The organism is Staphylococcus sp. HMSC071G07 (genome assembly GCF_001811435.1).
Classification (GTDB): domain Bacteria; phylum Bacillota; class Bacilli; order Staphylococcales; family Staphylococcaceae; genus Staphylococcus; species Staphylococcus pettenkoferi.
Window position 1 is genome coordinate 181719 of the sequence record NZ_KV804768.1, and the last position, 22333, is coordinate 204051.

The window sequence follows — 22333 nt, forward strand, 5'->3', positions numbered from 1 at the left end:
ACAATTTCCAACAATCGCTTTTGTGCTATTTCTTGTATTTTTCAATGATGTTTCGATCAGTAAATTTACGTAGTAAGTTGTAATAAGTCACAGTGTCTTCTTCTGGCATGTCAAACTGTTGAATGACATCTTCGGAAATTTTACTGAATTGCTTCTTAAGGTCGATGCCGTCTTGTGTAAGTTCAATCTTCACACGACGCTCATCTTCAAGCGTACGAATACGATTAATAAGACCTTTCTTCTCTAGGCGCTTAATGATCGGACTAATCGTACCAGAGTCTAAATAGAGCTCTTCACAAAGTGTCTTGATATATATCGGACGATCTGTGTCGATATACAGTAACACAATGTAATTCGGAAAACTAATGTCATATCTTTTCAAATACTGATTAAATTGATTCACTATTTCTTTGTTTGTTACGTAAAATAAGAAACAAAGTTCTTTTCTTAGTTCATCACCGTATTCTTTAGTCATAATACACTCACCTCATCAACTATAATATATTCTAAATATTAATATCTGTCAAACATTAATTATCAGATGATAAGATTTTATATCTAATGTGTTAATATTTTTATACTTATCGTATATATAACAGTTAGCAATAAATACAATGCTTCTATGCATTGATTTATAAAAATAAAGCGATTGAATGTATCTTACACTCAACCGCTGTCTTCATCATTATCTTGATTCTTTGAATTAAGGGAATTTAGGGAACTGATCAAAGTCTGGTTGACGTTTTTCTTTGAATGCGTCGCGTCCTTCTTTCGCTTCATCAGTTGTGTAGTATAATAATGTAGCATCTCCGGCCATCTGTTGTAAACCTGCTAAACCATCTGTATCGGCATTCATCGCTGCTTTTAAGAAACGAAGTGCAGTCGGTGAATGTTGCATGATTTGTTGACACCATTTTACAGTTTCATCTTCCACTTCATCAAGCGGAACGACAGTGTTAACTAAGCCCATGTCTAATGCTTCTTGTGCATTGTATTGACGGCATAAGTACCAGATTTCACGTGCTTTTTTATGACCTACAATACGAGCGAGGTAACCTGAACCATAACCTGCATCGAATGAGCCCACTTTAGGACCTGTTTGTCCAAAGATAGCATTGTCTGCAGCAATCGTTAAGTCACACACTACGTTTAAGACGTTACCGCCACCGATAGCGTAACCGCGAACCATAGCAATAACTGGTTTCGGAATCACACGGATAAGGCGTTGTAAATCGAGCACGTTAAGACGAGGAATTTGATCATCGCCTACGTAACCACCATGTCCACGTTTCTTCTGATCTCCACCAGAACAGAATGCTTTGTCGCCTTCACCTGTTAAGATGATGACAGAAATACGTTCATCATCGCGAGCACGACTAAATGCATCGATCATTTGTTGAACTGTATCAGGTGTGAAAGCGTTACGTACTTCAGGACGGTTAATCGTAATCTTCGCAATACCTTCATAGAATTCATATTTAATCTCACTATATTCTTTGAGCGTTTCCCACTGTCTAGACATGTTTGTCCTCCTCATTCATAAATCTTAATACTATATTATCAAATTCCGTTATGTTTTCCACATTTACCGTATGCCCAACATCTTCTACTACATGCGTAGTTGCACTTGCAAGAGCGGGCTGCAAACGTTCTGCGATACGACAGAATTTATGATCTAAATCCCCAACGATGATGCAAGTTGGCGTAGTTATCTGTTCTACCTTAGGCCAGAGATTAGGCATTGACCCTGTACCATAATCACGTAGTGCTTTAGCAAGGCAATTCGGTGCTTGTGAGAGTCTTAACTCTCTGACCCCTCGTTGCATTTCTTTAGGGAGTTGCTTTTGCGTTTGAAAAAGAGGGAGTTTCTCCCAATCGTTAACAAACACTTCAATACCAGCAAGATTTAATACCTTCGCACGTGCATCATCTACACGCTGACGTTCAATTCTTTGTTCTTCATCTTCTATGCCTGGTGAAGTGCTTTCAAGTATTAAACCGCTAAGTGTCATTGTACCATATATTGCATAATAAAGTGCGACACGACCACCCATAGAATAACCCTGTAGATAGAGTTGATATTCTGCAAATTGCTTCAATACTTCGTCTAATGCGCTACAGAGAAATGGAAAGTCCCATGTTTCTGCTTCATTCGTCTGGTCTACCCCATGACCTGGCAAGTCAATGAGTAAGACGTTCGTCTGTTGTCGCAAAGTATCTAAATGTTGATGATAAGTTCGCTGATCACTGATAAACCCATGTAACATAATGAGCAGTTGCTTTGACTGCTTCTCTGCTGGATAAAAATTATAATTCAACATCAATCATATCACTCAATTTCTGATAGAGATTTTGGTGTTGTTGATGGTTATCATCACGTTCAGTCATCACTTCGTATATATGACCACCAAACTCAGATAACTGCATGTCTTTAAATGACTGTAAATCATCATAGCTCTCAAAGGTAAAGTTATAAAGTAAGGCAGTATGCTCGAAATTTAAACCTGTTGGCGTACCAAAGAGCTGTTCGAAATAATCACTTGCAGATTGCTTTTGAGGCAAGTAAGAGAAGATTCCACCGCCATCATTATTCAATATAACAATATTAAGATGAATATCATGCATTTTAGCCATCAATAAGCCATTCATATCATGATAGAAAGCCAGGTCACCAATCAGAAGCGTCGTCTTTCGATGTACCGCCATACCCAGTGCAGTAGAAACGACGCCATCAATACCATTTGCGCCTCTATTTGCGTAAATCATCGCTTCACAATCTGTCGCTAAGTTATCCACGTCACGAATAGGCATGCTATTACTCACAAACAATGTATCTTCAGCAGTGAGTTTCTCTAAAAGACGAGCGACATAAGCTGATTCGTCGGAAGCGTGTTCAACATAGTCTTGAAGCTCGACTCTTGCACGTTTCTCTAATGATTGCCAGTGATTTAACCAGTTATGACGCTTCCTAGGCTCTAGCTCCATGATTTGTCTAAAGAAGTCATTCGCCGACATTTCATAAGAGATATGTGGTGCAACAGGATAAGCGTCAGGCTGATCGTTATTCTGTACTAGAATTTGATATGCTTCAGTACGTCCGAGCCATTGATTAATCACTTTAGAGACGACGGGTTTGCCCACGCGAATAATAAAGTCTGGTTCTACCTTTAAACCTGCTCTAAACAGCAAGTCATACGTCGTGATGACATTAGGATGCTGACTTTGACGTAGCTGACTCAATGGATCAGCGAGGATAGGTAAATCATGTATCGTCGCAAACTTGAGTATTTGGGACACATCTTGATGTTGCATATCCCCTACCACAATCAAACCTTTGTCCTTATCTAAACTTGATTGAATATGATCCATCGAAGCCGTTTTTTGATAATGCGGAATCGCATACGTCTCTGAAGTAAGCAAATCTAAGTTACTTAAATCAGGTGTCAAAGGCTCTCTGAATGGCAAGTTAAAATGTATAGGGCCACGATGAGGACCATATAAATGCTGACTTGCTTTTTGCAACTGGAATTGAATCGTTTGCGTCATTGCGTCAGGATAATGCCCATCCGCAATTGGAAAGTCAAATTGATAATGGACATAATTCTCAAACATGCGACCTTGATTAATCGCTTGAGGCGCGCCGATACCTCTCAACTCATGAGGACGATCACTTGTCAAAACGACAAGTGGCAGTCTGCTGATCTGAGACTCTGCTATTGCAGGCGTATAGTTTGCCGCTGCAGTACCTGAAGTACACAGAATAGCAACAGGTCGTTTGCTCCCTTTCATCAACCCTAAAGCGAAGAACGCCGCACTACGCTCATCAGGGTGCACCCAAACTTTGATATCTGGATGTGCTGCAAAGGCGATTGCTAATGGCGTAGAACGAGACCCCGGACTGATGACCACCTCATGAATACCATAAGCATATAGTTCAGAGGCGAGTTGATATACTTGTTTCGTTAAAGCTTCCTTGTGTTTAGTCATTAACTTCTACTCCTAATGCTTTCATCATCGGTTTAAATTTCACAGAAGTCTCAGCTACTTCTGCATCAGGATCAGAATTACAAACAATTCCACAACCGGCAAATAGAATTGCTTGATACTGTTTAAGTAACATGGATCTTATCGCAACGATAAACTCACAGTCGTCATCCATATCGATATAGCCTACTGGAGCGCCATAGAGGCCGCGTGTTCCAAATTCATAACGTTCGATATATTCAACAGCTTCATCCTTTGGATAACCACCCAATGCAGGTGTAGGATGTAAGCGATCCAATAATTTAATATAGGCATTCTCTTTCAGTGACGCTTTAATTTGTGTATAGAGATGATATAGATGATCGTTCGTTAAGATTTCAGGCTTACGATTGTAATCCACTTCCGTCACGTAATCTTCAATATCTTGCAGGATACTATCCACTACAAATTGATGTTCATTCAAGTTCTTCTGATCATTTAAAAAGGCTTGAATATTCTCCTCATCAAGCTGTTCGTCATGTGTCCGACGTATCGTTCCAGCCACCGCTTTAGTAGAAAGCACGTTATCTTCCACTTCAATCAATTGCTCTGGTGTTTGAGAGAAGAAGATGCTCTCTTCAGACTCAAGCACAAAGAGATAGCTATTCTGTTCCCCAGTTAATGCGCGTTGCAATAGATACGGCACTGAGATTGGCTGTTCAAATTGAATCAATCTTCTACGAGCAAGCACAATCTTTTTCGTCTCATCAAGTTCTTTTACGGTTTGTGCAACGAGATCACGCCACTCATCCTTAAAAATGTCCTCTATGCGTGTGATGTCTTTCGGCGGTTCGATTGAGGATTCAGGTCGTTCTGTCAGACGTTGAACGATCGCTTTGAAACGCTCTATATCAAATTCTTCTCGTGGAACTGTATACGTGACATATGTGACACCGTCTTCCATCGTGCTCAATATTTCAGGTAAGATAAAATGATTGATGCCAAATTGACGCCATTCATCTCCTGACTTATGTGCTGAGAATTGAAATCCTCCGCATATTTTTAAGTGATGTTTAGCAGAATGAGGATGAATGCAATCAATACGTTCTTTATCTTTTTCCCATTCGCGGAAGATGGATTGTTTATTTTCAAAGTCATTTTTATATCTTTTAAGTGCGTTAAAACCAAAAAAAGACAGTTGATTATTATTCTTTTTAAAGTAGAAACGATTTCCCGCTTCATCTTCAGTCAGTTGAAAGAGTTCTACAGGATTTAATTCGCGGTTAATCTTCGCCTCTACAGAAACAAAATCATGATTGCTTTTATAAACACGTTCTATGATTTCATCTTCCCTGACCTCAACAGTCATGCATGTCACTTCTTTCAATACAAAATTTATTCATTATAATATTGTACCATCTTTCAGAAACTGTGTATTTATTATTGCTTAAATCGATACAAATGATTATCCGCCATTTGACCTCTATTAAAACTTCTATTAAAATTAATTTGATTCCTAAAAATTAATATACGAATAAGAGGTATGATATGCATGGCTTCTCAATATCAACAATATTCTACTGTCCGAAAGTATTGGCAATTAATGAGACCCCATACACTTACAGCAGCTATCGTTCCAGTATTAGTTGGAACTGCAACAGCTAAACTCTTTATGACAGGTAGCGAAGACCATCTGAAGTTCAGTCTCTTCTTGGCGATGCTCATCGCTTGTCTCTTAATACAAGCTGCTACCAACATGTTTAATGAGTATTATGACTTCAAGAAAGGTCTCGATGACCATACTTCCGTAGGGATTGGTGGCGCAATTGTACGCAATGGGATGAGCCCTAAACTTGTGCTCAACCTCGCGATTGCATTCTACATTATTGCGGCACTACTAGGTATCTTTCTTGCTGTAGCAAGCTCGTTCTGGATTCTACCAGTAGGATTAGTATGTATGGCTGTAGGTTACCTGTATACGGGCGGACCAATGCCGATTTCATGGACACCATTTGGCGAGTTATTCTCCGGCGTGTTTATGGGCATGGTGATTATACTCATCGCCTTCTTTATCCAAACAGGCAACTTACAATGGTATGCGTTCTGGATTAGTATTCCGATTGTGATTACGATTGGTTTGATCAATATGGCAAACAACATTCGAGATCGCGTGAAAGATAAAGAAAGTGGCCGTAAGACATTACCTATCTTATTAGGTAAAAATAATTCCGTTCGCTTAATGGGTCTCTTATACATTGTCGCCTATCTATTTGTGATTGGACTCATTATCTTCCATCCAGGCGCATCACTATTCTATTTACTCGTACTGCTATCATTCAATATGCCAATTAAAGCAGTTCGACGCTTCAAGAAAAATGATACACCACAAACTATGATGCCTGCAATGGCAGCTACAGGAAAAACTAATACCATCTTCGGTATCCTGTACGCTTTAGGTATTTATCTGAGTGGTCTTGCTGGTGTAATTTAAGCTATAAGGTCTCACTTAATCCAATTAATATAACAGGATTCAATATAGAGCCCCAACAAAGTATTTAAGGTGCTTTGTTGGGGTTATTCTTATGTCATTTAATGTTGTTCTGTCTTATGTTGTTGCGTTCTTTCTATCAGTTGCGTGGTTCGTCTTCCCTTTTACACATTACTAGAGCGGTAGCGTTCACGTGCATCGTCAGATAACACCATATGATAATGTTCATGACCATAAAGATCGATCGTACCTGCTGATTCGAAACCTAATTTGTGATATAAGCTTAACGCTCCTATATTATCCACATCGCAGTTCAAACTCCACTGATAGTCAGGATGTTGGCCTATCACATGTTGGAACAACGCTGTGGCGACACCACGTCCTCGATATTCAGGAAACGTAGCTACAGTTTCGATATACCATTCATCATCTTTCGCCTCTTTCGTAGGCATCGGTAAACCATATGCCCTGATATCTTCGTCTAAGTCTAATTCTAACCAAGCTTTCTCTAGCTCCAGCTCATCTTTACCTGGATAAGCAATCAAACATCCAGCTACATGGCCTTCAATTACATAAACCCATATATTATCAATGTGACCTCGATATTTCACGTCAGTCATACTACGCTCAATCACATCTAATAAACGTGTGCGTTCGATATGTTGAACTAAATCTGTTTCAAGCCCTTCCCAAATGATATAACTTAATCGTGCAAGCTGTTCAGTATCTTCAGATTGCGCTTTTCTAATCATAATTTCAAACTCCTAAATCGTTATTTGTTAGTCTTTTATATTATATAATATTTTACTAAATAAACATAATTATATACCTAAGATAAGGCGCTCGGCAGAAGTTTCGATTACAAATAACGCGCTACGAGTTGATCGATACGATTCATATCCTCACGTGCATAACCACACGCTGCCAAGAGATTACCAGGATCTCGTTTATCACTCTGTATGTCTTGATGCCCTGGCATGTGGTCCCAGTGATTAATCCCCCACGATCGACACAGCGCCGCCATAACTCGACAGGCATTATCCAAAGACTTTAAAGAGCGTTGACGGTTGGAGAAATAGCACGCTTCCAGACCAAACGCGCCGTCATTTGCATCAATCCCATACCACACATTATCCGTCACCGTGTTATACATTACGTGCCAAGCTTTTTCGTCAATCGGAATACAAACGATAGCTTCTACATCATCAACAAAGATATGTGCAGAAGAAACACTTTCCCACGGTTCGTTGTACGTCCGCGTGAAATAATCCACATTATTCTGCGCTGTACTGTCAATGTTGCCAGTATCGTGAAAGACGGCAAACACCGGTCTCCCCGTAGTTAATCTTGCCCCACAGCGCCGAGTGCCTATAGGTAAGAGTTGTCGATAAACAGGAACATTATTCCAATAATCAATGAGTGTCTTCGTCATGTGTCACTTCTCCTTTGTTGTCTATCATCAGTTTGTCGCTTAATAGTTTAGGCACAGGAATGCCCATTGCTACTGCATTCTCAAGTACACTCGTTAACTCACCTACGATGTAAAATAGAACAAAGCTATTGATAAACATCCCATGCATTTGAAAGATGACGTCTATGAGGTTGCCTGCTAAGATGACACACAAGTAACCAATCTTTCGAACATAACCATTAAGCGCACTTTTACTCCACAACTGTCCCTTACTGATAGCCTTTAACAAACCCGTAATTACATCTGTAATCATAAGTAATATCAAAGCGTTGATCAGTAACCAATTGCCTGAGTAGAATAGCGACGTGCCATGTGCAACAGGTAGCGTTAAATGATCGATCATCGTCTCAACCTCCTTTCACTGCGAATTCACACTAAATATCGAAAGAAATAACAATTGAGGTTAAAACAATGAGTATCGGTGACTTGTATTGAGATATGCGTAGTAAAATTTGATCTTTTCTCCTCTATCCACAAAATTAATTCGAATATTATTCTAATATTATATTTTAGATTGAGCAGAGGGGTGTTTTGCTATATAATAACTTTGATAATAAAAATACAGGCGCGTTCGCCGTCTTTAACCGCTTCTCAATCCTTATTTGCACCTTACACTAGACGACAACCTAAGATAAAGGAGACATCAATGAGCTCTAACCCGCATTTTTACCACCCTTCTGAACTTAAACTCATGTTAAAGCAACCTCAAGCACCGCTCACCTACCACTACAAAAGACATCTAGGAGATGAGAACATGACAAATTACTTAACTAAAGCAGAATTCTATAAACATAAACAGAAATTGGATAGGAAGCATGCTGCTCTTGAAAGCAATATCTCAACGCATCAGCAATCCCTTCAGCATTTACAAGAACATGAAGACTTTACTAAGAAGACACTCAATCAGTTGCGAGAAAGTTATCAACAAGCCTTAGAAAATGTCCAAACAGAAATGACTGGCATACGCCAAGACAACCAACACTTTTACGAAGTGCAAACCGAAGCGAATGACAAACTGAGACTCGAGTTAAAACAAGAGTATAAGGATTTCGTTAAAGATACGAAAGAGGATAATAAAGCCTTGAAAGTTGAGTTAAACTTAAATTTCGATAAGTTTAAAGAAGGAATGGAAAGTAAATATTCCGAATTTAAAAAAGAGATGAAGGATGAGTATGCTCAGTTTAAAGAGGAGAATAAGTCTGATTTCGCGTCCTTTAAAAGCTATATGGAAAATCAATTCACTCAATTTAATAATGAAAGAAAAGAAGAATATGAGCGTTTCAAAAAAGATATGGAGAAGAAATTCGAACAAACGCGTAATGAAATGAAAGATGATTTTAATTATTTTAGAAACGAGAGGAAAAATGATTTCGAAGCGCATAAAAATGAAGTGTATCAATTCAAAAGTGAGATGAAGGATGAATTCAATTTACTTCGAGAAGACATGAATGATTTCCGAAAAGAGATGAAAGCTAATTTCGATTCGCTTCGTGAAGAAATGAACGACTTCAAAAAAGAGATAAAAGCTGATTTCGACTCGCTTCGTGAAGAAATGAATGATTTCAAAAAAGAGATACGTTCAGAAATCAATGCATTTCGCGAAGAGGTGAATACAAAAATTGATAATTTATTAAAAACACTAAAACAAAGAGAGAATCGCATGCTCGTTAAGTTTGGTTTATTATTTACTGTCATAAACATTATAGCATCGATTATTTTGCACTTTATCTAATACCGTTTAAAAAGAGATTTAAAAATCTCCACCATAATTTGGCAACCTACTATTAAAGGTTAAAAAACAATTATGGTGGAGGTATTTAAAATATATAGTTGGCATTAAATAGAATCAGAACTGTCACTTATTTTAATAAACCTAAATTAAAACAGTTATGTACTTCCCTAACAATTAATCAAGCATTAAAAATCAATAATACGACAATCGCCACAATTTGCGCTACGATGGTTGTCGCAATGCGTCTTGTATATAGATAACTTGCTGATAATATGAGTTGTGCTACGAAGATAAATAGTAACAATGCCTTATTATCTAAGTAGAAGAAGAGTGAAGCTGAAGCTAACGCAGTAATGACGATACTTATCCATTTAGGTACCTTCAACTGCAGGATGCACTTCTGTAAGACGGTTCTCATATACAACTCATGACAAGGTATCACTAACAATAGTGTTACTAGCATTTGCCATTTGAAATAGACGCCCGTTCTAGAGAGCATCTTAATCAATGAAGCATACTTAATATCAGAAGTGATTGCTGCAAATATCAACTGTAAGATAATCAGTACAATAGCCGTGATAATGCCCCACCCTATGGATGTAAGCAATCGCTTCGACTCGATATCTCTCTGATAGAAGACGTAACTGATACCTGCAATCAGCATAATACCTGTATAAAGGTACCAGTATTCTTGTCTTTCTCCCCACATGATATAAAGAATGATGTGAAAAACTATAAAACTAAGGATAAACCACAATAGTGCTTTTGAAACTTTTCCCATATTCTTATCCTTCTTGATCTATGATTTTATAACGTTTGTGATTGATAACTGTTTTTTCAGGTAAATCAAGCTCTTCAAAGTTATCCATAATTGTCAAATCTACAATTACAGAATTATCATTAATTTTCTCTACACGTCCTTTTAAACCATCATAAAATTCTACAATATTTCCTACTTCTGCGACAGTCATATTAAGACCTCCTAGAATGTTAACTAGATAGTATTGTACTAAAAAAACCGCGACAAATAAACAGATAACCATTAACTCTAATAAGAATAAAGAGGAATATATTCGCTTTATCAAGCCTTTTAAGATTGTCACAGTATCGTCGTATTTCAAGCCTTCATGATGAGTAAAAGAGTAGCTTTTTACCTCAATTTAAGGCATAAATAAAGTGAGGGGGAATAGTAGCTTCAACTATGATGACATCTCATTGATGAACAATATTACCACTAGGGTATAGGAGTGAATGCACGATGAAATTTATTAGTAATAACAACATCACAGATCCAACTTTAAATCTAGCAATGGAAGAATATGTACTTAAACATATGCCGAATGACGATAGCTACTTCCTATTCTATGTCAATAGACCTTCAATCATCATAGGCAAGAACCAAAATACACATGAAGAGATTAATAAAGATTATGTGACTGAACACGGTATCGATGTCGTTCGTCGTATTTCTGGCGGTGGAGCAGTATATCATGACACAGGTAACTTGAATTTCAGCTTTATTACAGATGACGACGGCAATAGTTTCCATAACTTCAAGAAATTTACCGAGCCAATCGTTCAAGCTTTACAATCCTTAGGTGTGGAAGCTGAAATGACTGGTCGTAATGATATTCAAGTGGGTAATGCGAAGATTTCTGGTAACGCTATGGTAAAGGTTAAATCTCGTATGTTTAGTCACGGAACACTCATGCTCAATAGTGAGCTTAGTGAGGTTCAAAATGCTTTGAAAGTTAATCCTGCTAAAATTAAATCTAAAGGAATTAAATCAGTAAGAAGTCGTGTCGCAAATATTGTGGAATTTCTAGATGAACCTATTTCAATCGAAGAGTTCAAAAGTATTATATTAAAAACAATATTTGGTGAAGCAGACCATGTTGAAGAATATCACCTTACAGATGAAGACTGGAAAAATATAGAACAACTAAGTAATAAAAAATATCGCACTTGGGAATGGAATTACGGTCGTAATCCGAAGTATAATTTCGAAAGAGAAGAGAAATTTGATAAAGGATTTGTACAAGTTAAACTCGATGTACGTAGAGGCCGAATTGAAAATGCGAAAATCTTCGGTGACTTCTTCGGTGAAGGAGACGTAAGTGAGATTGAAGATGCGCTCGTCGGTACATTACACGATTTCAACAGTATTAAAGAGGCGCTTTCACACTATAGTATTTACCATTATTTCGGGGATATTAACAGAGATGAACTCATTCGTTTAATGTCTTAGAGTATAATTAAAGGACGTTGTGTTATATTAGTAATTCTAAACTTTAACACAGCGTCCTTTTGTTCATCGAGGAAGAATGACTTGAGTTATCCAACGAGACATGCCTCCAATTCATTATATTCTTTTGTATAGCGCTTGAACTCTTCTTCATTTTTATTTTTGAGTGCTTCATCGATTAAATTCTCAAGTTCTTGCTTACGTACGTTACGTAGCGCTTGATCGATGATAAGTTCAATACCCAAATCGTTGATCGTGTTGATAAAAGCTTCAAGTGTCTCATACTTCAAATTTGCTTTGTTCTGCATGTGAATGCAACTCCTTTATTTCTATTTGTTAGTATTATACATACTTTGATATTTGAAATCAATGAATTTTCAGATATTTATTAGTAGAATTTTACTCTTTGACTACCTTCAATTTTTAAGTAATTGAGAGTGATTTCGTTCATTTTTTAAGTTGTGAGAAACCGTAAAATTGAAATATATTATGAGTTGCTTTTTCGATTGGGTTAGTATATGATTATCTTACAGATTTATATAAAGTTTGAAGTAAATGTGCAATTACTTAAAGGAGGTTTCATCATTATGAAACTTGACGTTATTCAGCAAGAAGACATGGCACTTTACCCGATTAGTAACGGTAGAGGGATGCATGCAAGCACCAAAATCCTGAAAGTTAATTCACCATCACTTATTTTACCGAAAAAACCTCAAAAGGTATTAGAAGTGTCATGTAGGTTCTACGGTGCTCCCTACTTACATAAAAAGAATGAAGCGACCCGTATAACCGGAATTACTAGTAAGCCACCTATTTTATTAACGCCACTTTTTCCAACCTATTTTTTCCCTACGCATTCAGACCGTAAATCAGAGAACGCTTGGATTAACATCCACTACGTTGAAAAGATTAAAGAACTTAAAGATAAAAGATGTAAAATCTTTTTCGTGGATAATCAAACCTTAACTGTTAACGTTTCTAAACATAGCTTAGATCATCAATACAAAAATGCCATTTTATATAATTTTTTAATGGAACGATCAGTAAAAGTATTTACTAGTGATCCTAATAATCCTATAGATTATGCTAAAAAGGAACTTAACATTTACGAAGTGCTTATTAAATACGCGAAACTATTTGAACATAAGGAGTAGTATCTAACTATTCTCTGAATTACAATACTCCCGATTAACTTCCTGCAGTAGTCGGGAGTATCTATATCAAAAATCAGTCATTTCAGGCAGAGGTTTAACATTAAAGTTATTAAATAAATTTTAACTATATCTATACAGAGTGTAAATATTCTTTTATTTTTTGGGTTCAACCTCTTGAAAAAATCTGTGTACTTGCTATAATAATATTTGTGCTTGATAGAAATCACATTATTCCACAGTAGCTCAGTGGTAGAGCTATCGGCTGTTAACCGATCGGTCGTAGGTTCGAATCCTACCTGTGGAGCCATATGGAAACGTACTCAAGTTGGCTGAAGAGGCGCCCCTGCTAAGGGTGTAGGTCGCGAGAGCGGCGCGAGGGTTCGAATCCCTCCGTTTCCGTTAATATTTATCGCTCGTTATATCTCTGATATAACGAGCTTTTGTTATGTATAGAGGTCTATAGCTTTCAATAGTATTTAAACTTTTACGCCAACGGCACGCCAATTAAAATATACATAAAAAGCTACTCCCTCGGGTAGCCTTATTATTATATGCAGAAGATGTCATCTTCACTATTCAATTTTAAACCTAAATCTTCAAGTTTCCGCTAATACTTATAAATCACTTATTAATAAAGTGTAGGAGTCTAGGACATTAATGTGTATTTACTTCTGAGGTGAATAAAAAGCAAACTTAAAATAAATTCATGAGTAAATTTTCAATGTGTACTCGAGACGCTTGATGGAACTAGACCACAACGAAAATCCATTCTTCGAACTCTTTGAGCGAAAAGAATTAGTTGAGTGTGGTCCCATAAGCAAGCGAGAGTTTTAACATTGAAAATTAGATAGTTTTTACTACTTGTCCCAGTCTCTTTTATATTCATCGAAATATATATAAAGACGTATTAGAATTCTTAATTAAAAAACGGACAACTTTGATATCGGTAATTCACTTTGCCCGTTACGTTGTCCGTCTAAAATTGATAGTTACTATTTATGCTTTGAATAATAACTCCTTTGAAATTCGTATAATTTTTCTGTAGTACCAAGTGTTAAATTGTCTATTTGACGTTTCCCATTTCTAATGCCTGATATTACGTTTTGACTGATGCCTGTTGCTTTGCTTATTTGATAACCAGTAATATTACTCTTAAATAATTTCTCAATTGTCTTTTTGTATACTGACAAGTCGATCACCTTCGTATCTGTAACCTAAAGATTTCAAGTGTTTAATTCGTGCAAATTTTATAAATTCGGGTATCAGTAGAACGAAAACAACTACAATTGTTGTTAAAAAATAATACATCACTTGACCCCCCTTTTTATAAGATATATAATAAACATGTAAGGAGGAGGCACTATGCCTCCGGTTAAATTAATCTTTGCTGTTCGGCTTTCGACTAATATAGTCGATATGCCATAATCTAAGTTGCTTTAATACTCCTAGGTCAACCAGTACAATTGCGACTTGTACTGGTTGACCTAGGAGTACTTCTGGCTGTACACTTTTAACGGTTAGCGATGAAAAAATCACTAGCCGTTAATTTTTATATTGCCCGTTCCAATTAAAACTCTAAAACCTCAGCAAGTATTTAGTACTCTTACTGAGGTTTTCTTTTAAATTATGAAACTATATTATGATTAGTTTATAAATTTTTACTTTCTATTTCTTTTTATTAAAATACATCAGTGTGATTACTATAGAATACACAAATAGAAAAATTATTACAAATGTTGTCATTCTATCACCTTTTCTTTATTTACAAATATAGTTAGTTGCTCCTGTACAACCTAGTGAAGTTATAAGACCACAAATTGTTGCTAATGAGAAACCACCCCAACCAGTTGTTATACCTAAAGCTGCAGCAGCGGCCCAACATCCACCGGCTCCGCCAGTACCACATAAAGCTCCTACTGCCCATTCACACCAGCCACGTTCTTTAGGTGGTAAGTTCTTGTAAGAATCTTCTTCAATTTTGTTTTTAGTAGTAGTTTTAAAATTTTCATCATAATATTGTCCATTTTGATCTATATTAAACTCATAATAGGGTTTGTCATTTAAAACACCTTTCATATTAATAAACTTCTTATTATCATGTTTGACAAATTTAGAATACATCATATGATCATAGAAAACCTTTTTATTTGCCTCATTATACTTTAACTCTATCATTGCTAAATTTTTATTTTGTTTAGCTAATTTCTTTCCAAACACATAATTAACTGAATATACGTTTGTATTCTCACCTTTATCCAAATGAACAATGATATTATTATCTTTTATTGAATTAATTGATGTAGAATTTGCATGTTTTTGATATACATCTGATTTCTTGATTTTTTCGATTATACGTTGTTTAGTCTTACTATCAACATTACTGTCAGGTTTATTTACATCATTAGTAGAGGCACTTGCACTCTCATGATTAAGCGGGATGCATAAACTTAAAATTACAAAAAATGATAATAACAATAAAAATGACTTTTTCATAAAAATTCTCTCCTTTTTACTTTATAATTTTATAATATCATTATTTTTATTTTCTAGCTAAATATTCCCTAAGTGTTGATTATTAATTCCTAATTGTTTAGCAAAAGACTATTTATATTGAGTATTTTTATATTAGATTCAACTTTCATAACACTTCATTATTGTAAACGAGATAAATAATCTCAATTCTTTACAAAAAAGGAAGAACGCATCCACATTTTATACGTCCTTCCTCTCTCAAATATATTCGTATTACTGAAGAAAATCCCATCCACAAACCAAACGCTACCTACTTCAATTTCACTTTAAACGTCTGCTTATGCTCTAATTGATATTCATCGTCTTGTAATTGCTGAGCAATGCGTTCACCCATTGTATTTTTATCAGTATGGTGAATGATAGCCGTATCAAGAATTTGTTGGTAGTTACGATAGCAATAATCTGTCATCACGACACGATACATGTGATCTAAATTAATATTGTGTAACGTAACACGATGATTAGGCGGTTGAGTCATATCGACATCATACTCTACGCCTTGCCAGAATGTACATAATGTTTCGTCGATAATCGTTAAACTCAACTCCCCATCACTAAACTCTAAATGTCCATAACTATATTCAAGGATTTGTTTAATATCTGCACCTTTCACAGTAATATCAATGGGCACATCAGGATGCGGATAAGCTTCAAAGATATCTTGGTTAGTTACTTGACCGCTCAAACCTCGTTCGCCATTACACGGTAAATGCACACATGAAATATCAAAGGCATGTTCTCTTTGAATACTGTCATGTAAGAGTTGAATAAATAGATGTGGGCGAGTAACCACATCTTCTAAACCATCCACCGTTAAATCTCCTACTTGCTCGCTTATTATCTCATCCATCCAGTGTTCAACTGCTTTGCGATCGTAATACGTCGTAGTTAGCAGCGTGGAATCCTCTGGATATTGATTTAAATCCACAATTTCAGAATTAACGAAATCCACTTCGTAGGATGTCGTATGTTTTTTAAAATTCACATTAACATGCACGAGTTGCTCCGCATTCTGCCCCGCTTGCACATAAAGTGTTTCATTATCTCTACCGATATAAGTTTGGTGCTGGTGACCTGTAATTAACAAATCGATAACACCTAAATTTTGAATAATCTTCTCTGCTTCATTCACTTCTTGCTCATGCTCACGCGGTTTCTGACTTAATTGGTTTAAACCGCCGTGATAAATCACAATTAAAAAGTCTGGTGATTCACTTTCGTGTATATAGCGAATCCAACGTTTCGCCGTTAGCATCGTCTTGGCCATGCTCACATCTGATTCCATTTCAAAGTGTTCGCGTTTCATTAAACCATCTGAAGTTAATCCGACAATCGCAATTTTTACACCTGAAATCTTTTTAATCGTATACGGTGTAGAGAAGTACGGCTCTTTCGTACGCTGATATTCAATATTTGCTGAAAGCCATGGAAATCTGGATAAAGCGATAGAACGGGAGAAGAATGGTAAACCAAATTTAAATTCATTTGGACTAATTCCACTCGCATCGTAATGCATGGCATTCATCAACTTAATCATAGGGTGACGTTTATACGGCGCCACTATCGCGTAGTAATAAGCAGCTAGAGAGCCGGCCAGACTTCCCCCACTGTCTAACAGAATAACGTTAGGGTTATTCTCACGCACACGATTTACATACGTCCCTGCACGGTAAATATTCGATCCATCTGGTCCATTTAAGAAATAACTATGCATGTCAGAAGTCGCTATTACATCTATAGATATATTTTCACTTTTTTTCATCTTTTTCTCGCTCCTAACTATCTTCTTTAGTTTAACATGTGACCATGATGAGTGAATAGAAATATTTCATTCTCCGCTTCTCTCTGTGCATTTTACGCTATAAAAAAGGCAAGAACGAAAGCAAGAATTCCTCAGCAATGATTCTCACTTTGTCCTTACCTATTAAATCAATAAATTAACCAATTTGAATACGTTCTTTCGGATATTGATACTTATCTGGTTCGCGACGACCACCTATCATGATGATAAAGGTAATCAAGCCGACACGACCGATAAACATCAGAATCATGATGACCACTTTCGATACATCATCTAGGTTACTTGTAATGCCTAGTGATAAGCCACACGTTCCGAATGCCGACATAACTTCAAAGAAGATTTGTAAGAAAGACATCTTACCGTTCTCGACCACGAGCATAATAATGACACCTATAAACGTCAGAACACTTGCCATCGTGAAGACAGCGAAAGAACGCTGGATATCTAACCCGTGAATTTCACGGTTAAAGACTTTAATCGCTGTCCGTTCGTTATTATTATTAAAGTTAAGCAAGAAGAGGAGTAGAATCGCAAACGTGGTTGTTCGAATACCTCCCCCTACTGAACTAGGTGAAGAACCGATGAACATGAGTAATCCCATAATCAGATTCGTCGCTTGTCCAAATTGACTTACATCGATGGTCTGCAACCCAGCGCTGCGTGTAGTAGATGATTGGAACATCGCGTAGAACAATTCCTTGTGCCAGGACATCCCTTTAAATAAATGATTGTGCTCTAATAACAGGATGATCAAGAAACCGAAAATAAATAATGCAAAATAAGTCACTGTCGTTATTTTAGCAAAAAGCGAAAAACGGAAATTAGGAATACGATTCTTGATATACGCCTTCGTTTCTAACAATACTGGGAAACCAATTGACCCTAGAACGATTAAAAACATTACAATCGTTTGAACGAAGTAGTCATTCGCATAAGGCATGAGGGATTTCCCTGTGATATCAAGGCCACCATTCGTGGTAGCTGATACAGAAACGAAGACACCCTGCATCAACGCATAGTTTAAATCATGGCTGTCTCGATAGAAATAGAACGCGAGCAATAATGCACCTACGAGTTCGATAATCAGAATCGTTCTCACGATTTCTATAATCAATTTCACTGTGCCACTCATGTTGTCCTTATTGTTATCTAACATGATAAGCTGGCGTTCACGGATACCAATATGTTTACCGAGAACCACCCAGAGCAGTGTACCGATGGCCATTACACCAATTCCACCAATGTTGAGAATGATGATAATGATGATTTGGCCAAAGGTAGAATACGTTGATGCGATATCAATCGGTGATAAGCCTGTAACGCTCACTCCTGAAACAGCTACGAATAATGAGTCGATTGGATCGACATCTACACCTGGTTTATGCACAAATGGAAGGTTGAGTAATAAGAACGCGACCACTATAGCAAAGAGATAGTACATCACAATACCTTGTTGAGGGCTCGATTTTTTTAGTAATTGATTGAAAATGGACAACCTTTATTCACCTCAAGATTACTTCAATTTAATTTGAATATCTTTAACCTTTCCATTTCTGTATACTTTAGCTGTTAAAGATTTATGATCATCTTTATGATTGAAGATAATTTGTCGATATCTTAATTTGTCTTCTACTTCTTTATCATCTAACTTCACGATAACGTCATTTTTACGTAAACCTGCTTTATCTCCAAGTGAACCATCATTCACATCTTCAACGATAATACCTTTATCGACATCGTTCGGTAAGTTGAGTGATGCGCGTTCACCCTCATTTAAATCGCTTAAATTTGTCACTTTAAGGCCTGTATTTGGATATTTAACTTCACCTTTATCTTCTAACTGTTTAGCGATGGATTGTGCGTCATTAACTGGTAAAGCAAAGGCCATACCTTCAACCTTATCCATATCAATCTTGAGCGAAGCAATTCCGATAAGTTTACCACGTCGATCTACTACAGCACCGCCTGAATTACCAGGATTAATAGGCGCATCCATTTGGATGGCATTCATCAACTCATCATACTCGCCATCTTTATCAATGTCGACAGGTACGTGACGATTGAGCCCGGAAATAATCCCTTTAGAGACACTGCCTTTGAAATCTACACCTAAAGGGTTGCCGACTACAATGATAGGTTCGCCGAGCACAAGATTGCTAGAGTCGCCCATCTTAATCGGTTTAACATCACTCTGTTGCTTAACATTTGCTTTCACTACTGCAATATCAGACCATTTATCCGTACCTATCACAGTTCCAGTCGTCGAATCATTGTCACCATATGTAATCTTCTGCTTCTTCTTGTCACCTACCACATGGGCATTCGTCATGACATAAATAGCGTCGTCTACTTTCTTGTAGACGACACCTGAACCTAGTTCGTTATCTTTGCCAGATTCTTGTGTTTCTTTGTCTGCAGAAGAGCGCGACTTATCTGTATCATTTTCAACTGTAACTACAGAGTGAATCGCTGAATTTGCACTTTTCATCGTCTCTGTGTAGTGTTTATCGTCATCGTTGTTACTTTGGAAGAGATGATTCGATCCTTTCCCATTGTTATTAACGTTATTAAAAATCGCAAATATGAGTATAATCAACAGTAATATACCTAGCGCAATGAGCAATTTCGCCCAATGTTGCGTTAAGAAATTGCGCACTATTTCTAAAATGTCTCGTTGCTTGCCTTGTTTGTCAGAAGATGTCGTATTCTGATCTCTATTTGATGTATTTAAGTGATGCACTGGTTTCTCCTCATCAGAAACGTAACGCTCTACTCTAGACTGTTGCGCTTGTTCTGAGTAAAAGTTAGAACCCTCGTTCGATGCTTTATTATCTTGAGCATCTCGAAGATTATCTTTGTCAGCTACTTTCTTGTGGTTACCCGTTTCATCTTGATGGACAGTCTTTTGAGAGCGTTTAGAAGTTGGTACATGTGGCTCACTATTACGGTCACGTGCACCTTGCTCCTCTTCGTTGTTTTGACTTCCCTTTAGATGATGTCTCGACTCTTGCTTATCATTATTTAAAGAGTGCGGTTTCTGAGATTGATGGTGTGCGTCGGAAGATTCCAACTGCATCGCTTCACCAGAATCTTCTCCAATTTGAGTTTCAGCATCTACATCTTGTTGAGCGATTTCTTCATGCGAGTTGTCCGGCTCAGATAGGTGTTGATCTGTTTCATCCTCATCAGTTTGTTCAACTTGGCGATGATAGTCCTCAGCCTCTTCTTGAACTGCGCGTTCATGTTGGTGTTGTATCTCTTCTTGTGTGAGCTTCTCGATGCGTGCTTTACGCATATTGTCTTTCACACGTTCTTCGTTGTTCTTCGCCAGTTGCGCCTCTCGTTGTTGTTCCCTTTCCTGTCTTTCTTGCTCTCGTTTTACACGTGCTTCTCGTTCTTCATTGTGGAAAAATTCACGTCGTTTCCGCTTATATTTATGGCGTGGAATGACGTGCTTTTCATTCTTGTCCACACACAGCCCCTCCATTCAAATCTGAACATTTGTTTATATTATGACATATTAGAGCGGCAATTGCTTTGTAGTTAGCAGAATTTATTAACATTTCTACAACTCAATTGCTTATCTTAACTGAAAAATATTTTATCTTAATTGTAGGATAAAACCAACAGACTTATCAATTCTTATTAAAGCAGGAACTGAAGTAATGCAATTATCAGGCTCGAAGCATCGTATTGGCTCCTCATTTCTTGTCACCTTGGCAAATATTCGCTCACTTTTTTACCTCCATCATTGCGTTTCAATAAAAAAACACGCTTTAAATTACAATTTTTAGAAGTAAAATGCAATGTTAAAGCGTGTATATATATGAGAGGGTTATTTACTTTGTTTCTTGTTCATTCTTAATGACGTTAGCCAACCCACAATCACTAGGATAATCATCACAGACCAGAAGATGATTTGCCATAACGTACTATGCGGGAATGACTCTGGGAGGACACCTACATCTTTATGTGCAAGGACTAAGACGACAAGCTTAATTCCTACCCAGCCGACGATAGCAAATGCTGCGCCTTCTAATCCTGGATATTTGTTCAAGAGTTCCACAAACCAAGTGGCTGCGAAACGCATTAGAATAACGCCAATCATACCACCGAGGAACATCACGGCAAACTGGCCTAAATCCATACCGCCGAAGTGAATCCCTAACGTCGGTAACGTAAAGGCAATTGCCATTGCTGCAAGCATTGAATCAATCGCAAAGGCAATATCAGCAAACTCTACTTTAAAGACAGTAGACCAGAAATGACCTTTACTTACTTTCTGTTCTTCTTCTGATTCAGTTGATTCTAAATCATCAGGATTCTGAGGTCCCTCATCTTTGTTTTTAAAGAAATGATAAAGGTTCTTCGCAGACATGTAGAGCAAGTAAATCGCTCCAGCAGCTTGAATAAACCAGAAATTAACGATAATACTAATAAGAAATAAAGCAATAAATCTAAAGATAAAGGCACCTAACAGGCCGTAGAACAATGCTTTCTTACGCTGTTCAGGCGGAAGATGTTTGACCATTACAGCCATAACCACTGCATTGTCGGCAGCTAATAATCCTTCGAGAAAGACTAATACGACGAGCACCCATAGATAAGGTAATATTAAACTCGGATCCATCAAGGACAACTCCTTCAAATATTATTGAATACAAATAGAGACCTATGCCATCCGTCAATCGAATAACTGTCTGTACCACAAAGAAATACTTGCACTTCTAGACATTATTCATGACAGTAGCAAAGGTCTCACTTAGCAGATAATATTTGCCCACTTTACCGGAAGAAATAATCTTCGTAATGACGACAAAGTGACGCTATTCGATCGTATGCGTTGATTATCGATTGTCATCAACGACCCGAATAGTTAAGTTACTCCCCTCTGACTGTGTTAGTCATAGGTATGCTATTTGTTAAAAGTAATTATACACAACTCTA

General features: G+C 37.1%; 20 protein-coding genes, 2 tRNA genes, 1 pseudogene and 1 riboswitch. Of the genes and pseudogenes, 6 read left to right on the top strand and 17 right to left on the bottom strand.

The window, feature by feature from the left end; all coding sequences use genetic code 11:
- Positions 1-25 precede the first annotated feature (25 nt).
- The 5 genes from HMPREF2802_RS05175 to HMPREF2802_RS05195 form a co-directional block, all read right to left on the bottom strand.
- Positions 26-475: a MarR family winged helix-turn-helix transcriptional regulator gene (locus HMPREF2802_RS05175; protein WP_002471928.1), complete on the bottom strand. Its 450-nt coding sequence runs from the start codon at positions 473-475 to the stop codon at positions 26-28.
- A gap of 228 nt (positions 476-703) precedes the next feature.
- Positions 704-1522: a 1,4-dihydroxy-2-naphthoyl-CoA synthase gene (gene menB / locus HMPREF2802_RS05180; protein WP_002471904.1), complete on the bottom strand. Its 819-nt coding sequence runs from the start codon at positions 1520-1522 to the stop codon at positions 704-706.
- Positions 1515-2321 (bottom strand): 2-succinyl-6-hydroxy-2,4-cyclohexadiene-1-carboxylate synthase, encoded by an 807-nt coding sequence (gene menH, locus HMPREF2802_RS05185; protein ID WP_070502989.1) that lies wholly within the window; start codon positions 2319-2321, stop codon positions 1515-1517. The genes menB and menH overlap by 8 nt, the downstream gene beginning before the upstream one ends.
- Positions 2308-3987 carry a 2-succinyl-5-enolpyruvyl-6-hydroxy-3-cyclohexene-1-carboxylic-acid synthase gene (menD, locus tag HMPREF2802_RS05190; protein ID WP_070502990.1) on the bottom strand — a complete coding sequence of 560 codons (1680 nt, stop codon included), beginning with the start codon at positions 3985-3987 and terminating at the stop codon, positions 2308-2310. The genes menH and menD overlap by 14 nt, the downstream gene beginning before the upstream one ends.
- Positions 3980-5332 (bottom strand): isochorismate synthase, encoded by a 1353-nt coding sequence (locus HMPREF2802_RS05195; RefSeq protein ID WP_070502991.1) that lies wholly within the window; start codon positions 5330-5332, stop codon positions 3980-3982. The genes menD and HMPREF2802_RS05195 overlap by 8 nt, the downstream gene beginning before the upstream one ends.
- A gap of 183 nt (positions 5333-5515) precedes the next feature.
- Between HMPREF2802_RS05195 and HMPREF2802_RS05200 the strand changes: the two genes are divergently transcribed.
- Positions 5516-6454: a 1,4-dihydroxy-2-naphthoate polyprenyltransferase gene (locus HMPREF2802_RS05200; RefSeq protein ID WP_070502992.1), complete on the top strand. Its 939-nt coding sequence runs from the start codon at positions 5516-5518 to the stop codon at positions 6452-6454.
- A 161-nt stretch (positions 6455-6615) separates the two neighbouring features.
- On the opposite strand, the gene HMPREF2802_RS05205 is transcribed toward HMPREF2802_RS05200, so the two are convergent.
- The 3 genes and pseudogenes from HMPREF2802_RS05205 to HMPREF2802_RS05215 form a co-directional block, all read right to left on the bottom strand.
- Positions 6616-7203 (bottom strand): GNAT family N-acetyltransferase, encoded by a 588-nt coding sequence (locus HMPREF2802_RS05205; protein ID WP_070502993.1) that lies wholly within the window; start codon positions 7201-7203, stop codon positions 6616-6618.
- A 110-nt stretch (positions 7204-7313) separates the two neighbouring features.
- Positions 7314-7883: pseudogene (locus HMPREF2802_RS05210) on the bottom strand (N-acetylmuramoyl-L-alanine amidase family protein); the annotation flags it as partial.
- Positions 7864-8265: a phage holin family protein gene (locus HMPREF2802_RS05215; protein ID WP_070502995.1), complete on the bottom strand. Its 402-nt coding sequence runs from the start codon at positions 8263-8265 to the stop codon at positions 7864-7866. The pseudogene HMPREF2802_RS05210 and the gene HMPREF2802_RS05215, both read right to left, overlap by 20 nt.
- 411 nt (positions 8266-8676) lie before the next feature.
- On the opposite strand from HMPREF2802_RS05215, the gene HMPREF2802_RS05220 reads away from it, so the two are divergent.
- Positions 8677-9654, top strand: a complete 978-nt coding sequence (locus HMPREF2802_RS05220; RefSeq protein WP_141746380.1) for a phage tail tape measure protein — start codon at positions 8677-8679, stop codon at positions 9652-9654.
- Between the two features lie 178 nt (positions 9655-9832).
- Here HMPREF2802_RS05220 and HMPREF2802_RS05225 read toward each other — a convergent pair whose 3' ends face one another.
- Both HMPREF2802_RS05225 and HMPREF2802_RS05230 read right to left on the bottom strand, forming a co-directional pair.
- Complete coding sequence (locus HMPREF2802_RS05225) at positions 9833-10435, bottom strand: CPBP family glutamic-type intramembrane protease (protein WP_002471898.1); 603 nt, start codon at positions 10433-10435, stop codon at positions 9833-9835.
- A gap of 4 nt (positions 10436-10439) precedes the next feature.
- A complete protein-coding gene (locus HMPREF2802_RS05230) occupies positions 10440-10625 on the bottom strand; it encodes a YkvS family protein (RefSeq protein ID WP_002471890.1) in 186 nt (61 codons plus the stop codon).
- A gap of 287 nt (positions 10626-10912) precedes the next feature.
- Between HMPREF2802_RS05230 and HMPREF2802_RS05235 the strand changes: the two genes are divergently transcribed.
- Entirely contained in the window at positions 10913-11902 is a 990-nt protein-coding gene (locus HMPREF2802_RS05235; protein ID WP_070502996.1) for a lipoate--protein ligase, read from the top strand.
- 86 nt (positions 11903-11988) lie between these two features.
- Here HMPREF2802_RS05235 and HMPREF2802_RS05240 read toward each other — a convergent pair whose 3' ends face one another.
- Entirely contained in the window at positions 11989-12207 is a 219-nt protein-coding gene (locus HMPREF2802_RS05240; protein WP_002471866.1) for an IDEAL domain-containing protein, read from the bottom strand.
- Between the two features lie 279 nt (positions 12208-12486).
- Here HMPREF2802_RS05240 and HMPREF2802_RS05245 point away from each other — a divergent pair, with 279 nt between their 5' ends.
- The 3 genes from HMPREF2802_RS05245 to HMPREF2802_RS05255 all read left to right on the top strand — a co-directional run bounded on the left by HMPREF2802_RS05245 (position 12487) and on the right by HMPREF2802_RS05255 (position 13452).
- Positions 12487-13053 carry a competence protein ComK gene (locus HMPREF2802_RS05245; protein ID WP_176744774.1) on the top strand — a complete coding sequence of 189 codons (567 nt, stop codon included), beginning with the start codon at positions 12487-12489 and terminating at the stop codon, positions 13051-13053.
- Positions 13054-13285: 232 nt separating this feature from the next.
- Positions 13286-13360: transfer RNA gene (locus HMPREF2802_RS05250), tRNA-Asn, on the top strand.
- 3 nt (positions 13361-13363) lie between these two features.
- Positions 13364-13452, top strand: a tRNA-Ser gene (locus HMPREF2802_RS05255).
- Positions 13453-14045: 593 nt separating this feature from the next.
- On the opposite strand, the gene HMPREF2802_RS12310 is transcribed toward HMPREF2802_RS05255, so the two are convergent.
- The 6 genes from HMPREF2802_RS12310 to HMPREF2802_RS05280 form a co-directional block, all read right to left on the bottom strand.
- Positions 14046-14243 carry a helix-turn-helix domain-containing protein gene (locus tag HMPREF2802_RS12310; RefSeq protein ID WP_081479397.1) on the bottom strand — a complete coding sequence of 66 codons (198 nt, stop codon included), beginning with the start codon at positions 14241-14243 and terminating at the stop codon, positions 14046-14048.
- Between the two features lie 568 nt (positions 14244-14811).
- Positions 14812-15546, bottom strand: a complete 735-nt coding sequence (locus HMPREF2802_RS05260) for a halocin C8 precursor-like protein (RefSeq protein WP_070502997.1) — start codon at positions 15544-15546, stop codon at positions 14812-14814.
- Positions 15547-15835: 289 nt separating this feature from the next.
- On the bottom strand, positions 15836-17347 hold the full coding sequence (locus HMPREF2802_RS05265; protein WP_070502998.1) for a bifunctional metallophosphatase/5'-nucleotidase: 1512 nt from the start codon (positions 17345-17347) through the stop codon (positions 15836-15838).
- A 175-nt stretch (positions 17348-17522) separates the two neighbouring features.
- Complete coding sequence (locus HMPREF2802_RS05270; RefSeq protein ID WP_049406746.1) at positions 17523-18881, bottom strand: TrkH family potassium uptake protein; 1359 nt, start codon at positions 18879-18881, stop codon at positions 17523-17525.
- An 18-nt stretch (positions 18882-18899) separates the two neighbouring features.
- Complete coding sequence (locus HMPREF2802_RS05275; RefSeq protein WP_070502999.1) at positions 18900-20858, bottom strand: S1C family serine protease; 1959 nt, start codon at positions 20856-20858, stop codon at positions 18900-18902.
- Between the two features lie 363 nt (positions 20859-21221).
- On the bottom strand, positions 21222-22016 hold the full coding sequence (locus HMPREF2802_RS05280) for a TerC family protein (RefSeq protein ID WP_070503000.1): 795 nt from the start codon (positions 22014-22016) through the stop codon (positions 21222-21224).
- A 118-nt stretch (positions 22017-22134) separates the two neighbouring features.
- Positions 22135-22288, bottom strand: a riboswitch (yybP-ykoY riboswitch).
- Positions 22289-22333: the final 45 nt, after the last annotated feature.

What these genes read in the sequence shown, in the direction of transcription:
- HMPREF2802_RS05265 (WP_070502998.1), bottom strand. Translation starts at nt 17,347, where the DNA reads ATGAAAAAAAGTGAAAATATATCTATAGATGTAATAGCGACTTCTGAC.
- HMPREF2802_RS05200 (WP_070502992.1), top strand. Translation starts at nt 5,516, where the DNA reads ATGGCTTCTCAATATCAACAATATTCTACTGTCCGAAAGTATTGGCAA.
- HMPREF2802_RS05175 (WP_002471928.1), bottom strand. Translation starts at nt 475, where the DNA reads ATGACTAAAGAATACGGTGATGAACTAAGAAAAGAACTTTGTTTCTTA.
- HMPREF2802_RS05220 (WP_141746380.1), top strand. Translation starts at nt 8,677, where the DNA reads ATGACAAATTACTTAACTAAAGCAGAATTCTATAAACATAAACAGAAA.
- HMPREF2802_RS05215 (WP_070502995.1), bottom strand. Translation starts at nt 8,265, where the DNA reads ATGATCGATCATTTAACGCTACCTGTTGCACATGGCACGTCGCTATTC.
- HMPREF2802_RS05230 (WP_002471890.1), bottom strand. Translation starts at nt 10,625, where the DNA reads ATGACTGTCGCAGAAGTAGGAAATATTGTAGAATTTTATGATGGTTTA.
- menD (WP_070502990.1), bottom strand. Translation starts at nt 3,987, where the DNA reads ATGACTAAACACAAGGAAGCTTTAACGAAACAAGTATATCAACTCGCC.
- HMPREF2802_RS05245 (WP_176744774.1), top strand. Translation starts at nt 12,487, where the DNA reads ATGAAACTTGACGTTATTCAGCAAGAAGACATGGCACTTTACCCGATT.
- menB (WP_002471904.1), bottom strand. Translation starts at nt 1,522, where the DNA reads ATGTCTAGACAGTGGGAAACGCTCAAAGAATATAGTGAGATTAAATAT.
- HMPREF2802_RS05280 (WP_070503000.1), bottom strand. Translation starts at nt 22,016, where the DNA reads ATGGATCCGAGTTTAATATTACCTTATCTATGGGTGCTCGTCGTATTA.
- HMPREF2802_RS05240 (WP_002471866.1), bottom strand. Translation starts at nt 12,207, where the DNA reads ATGCAGAACAAAGCAAATTTGAAGTATGAGACACTTGAAGCTTTTATC.
- HMPREF2802_RS05225 (WP_002471898.1), bottom strand. Translation starts at nt 10,435, where the DNA reads ATGGGAAAAGTTTCAAAAGCACTATTGTGGTTTATCCTTAGTTTTATA.
- menH (WP_070502989.1), bottom strand. Translation starts at nt 2,321, where the DNA reads ATGTTGAATTATAATTTTTATCCAGCAGAGAAGCAGTCAAAGCAACTG.
- HMPREF2802_RS05260 (WP_070502997.1), bottom strand. Translation starts at nt 15,546, where the DNA reads ATGAAAAAGTCATTTTTATTGTTATTATCATTTTTTGTAATTTTAAGT.
- HMPREF2802_RS05205 (WP_070502993.1), bottom strand. Translation starts at nt 7,203, where the DNA reads ATGATTAGAAAAGCGCAATCTGAAGATACTGAACAGCTTGCACGATTA.
- HMPREF2802_RS05195 (WP_070502991.1), bottom strand. Translation starts at nt 5,332, where the DNA reads ATGACTGTTGAGGTCAGGGAAGATGAAATCATAGAACGTGTTTATAAA.
- HMPREF2802_RS05235 (WP_070502996.1), top strand. Translation starts at nt 10,913, where the DNA reads ATGAAATTTATTAGTAATAACAACATCACAGATCCAACTTTAAATCTA.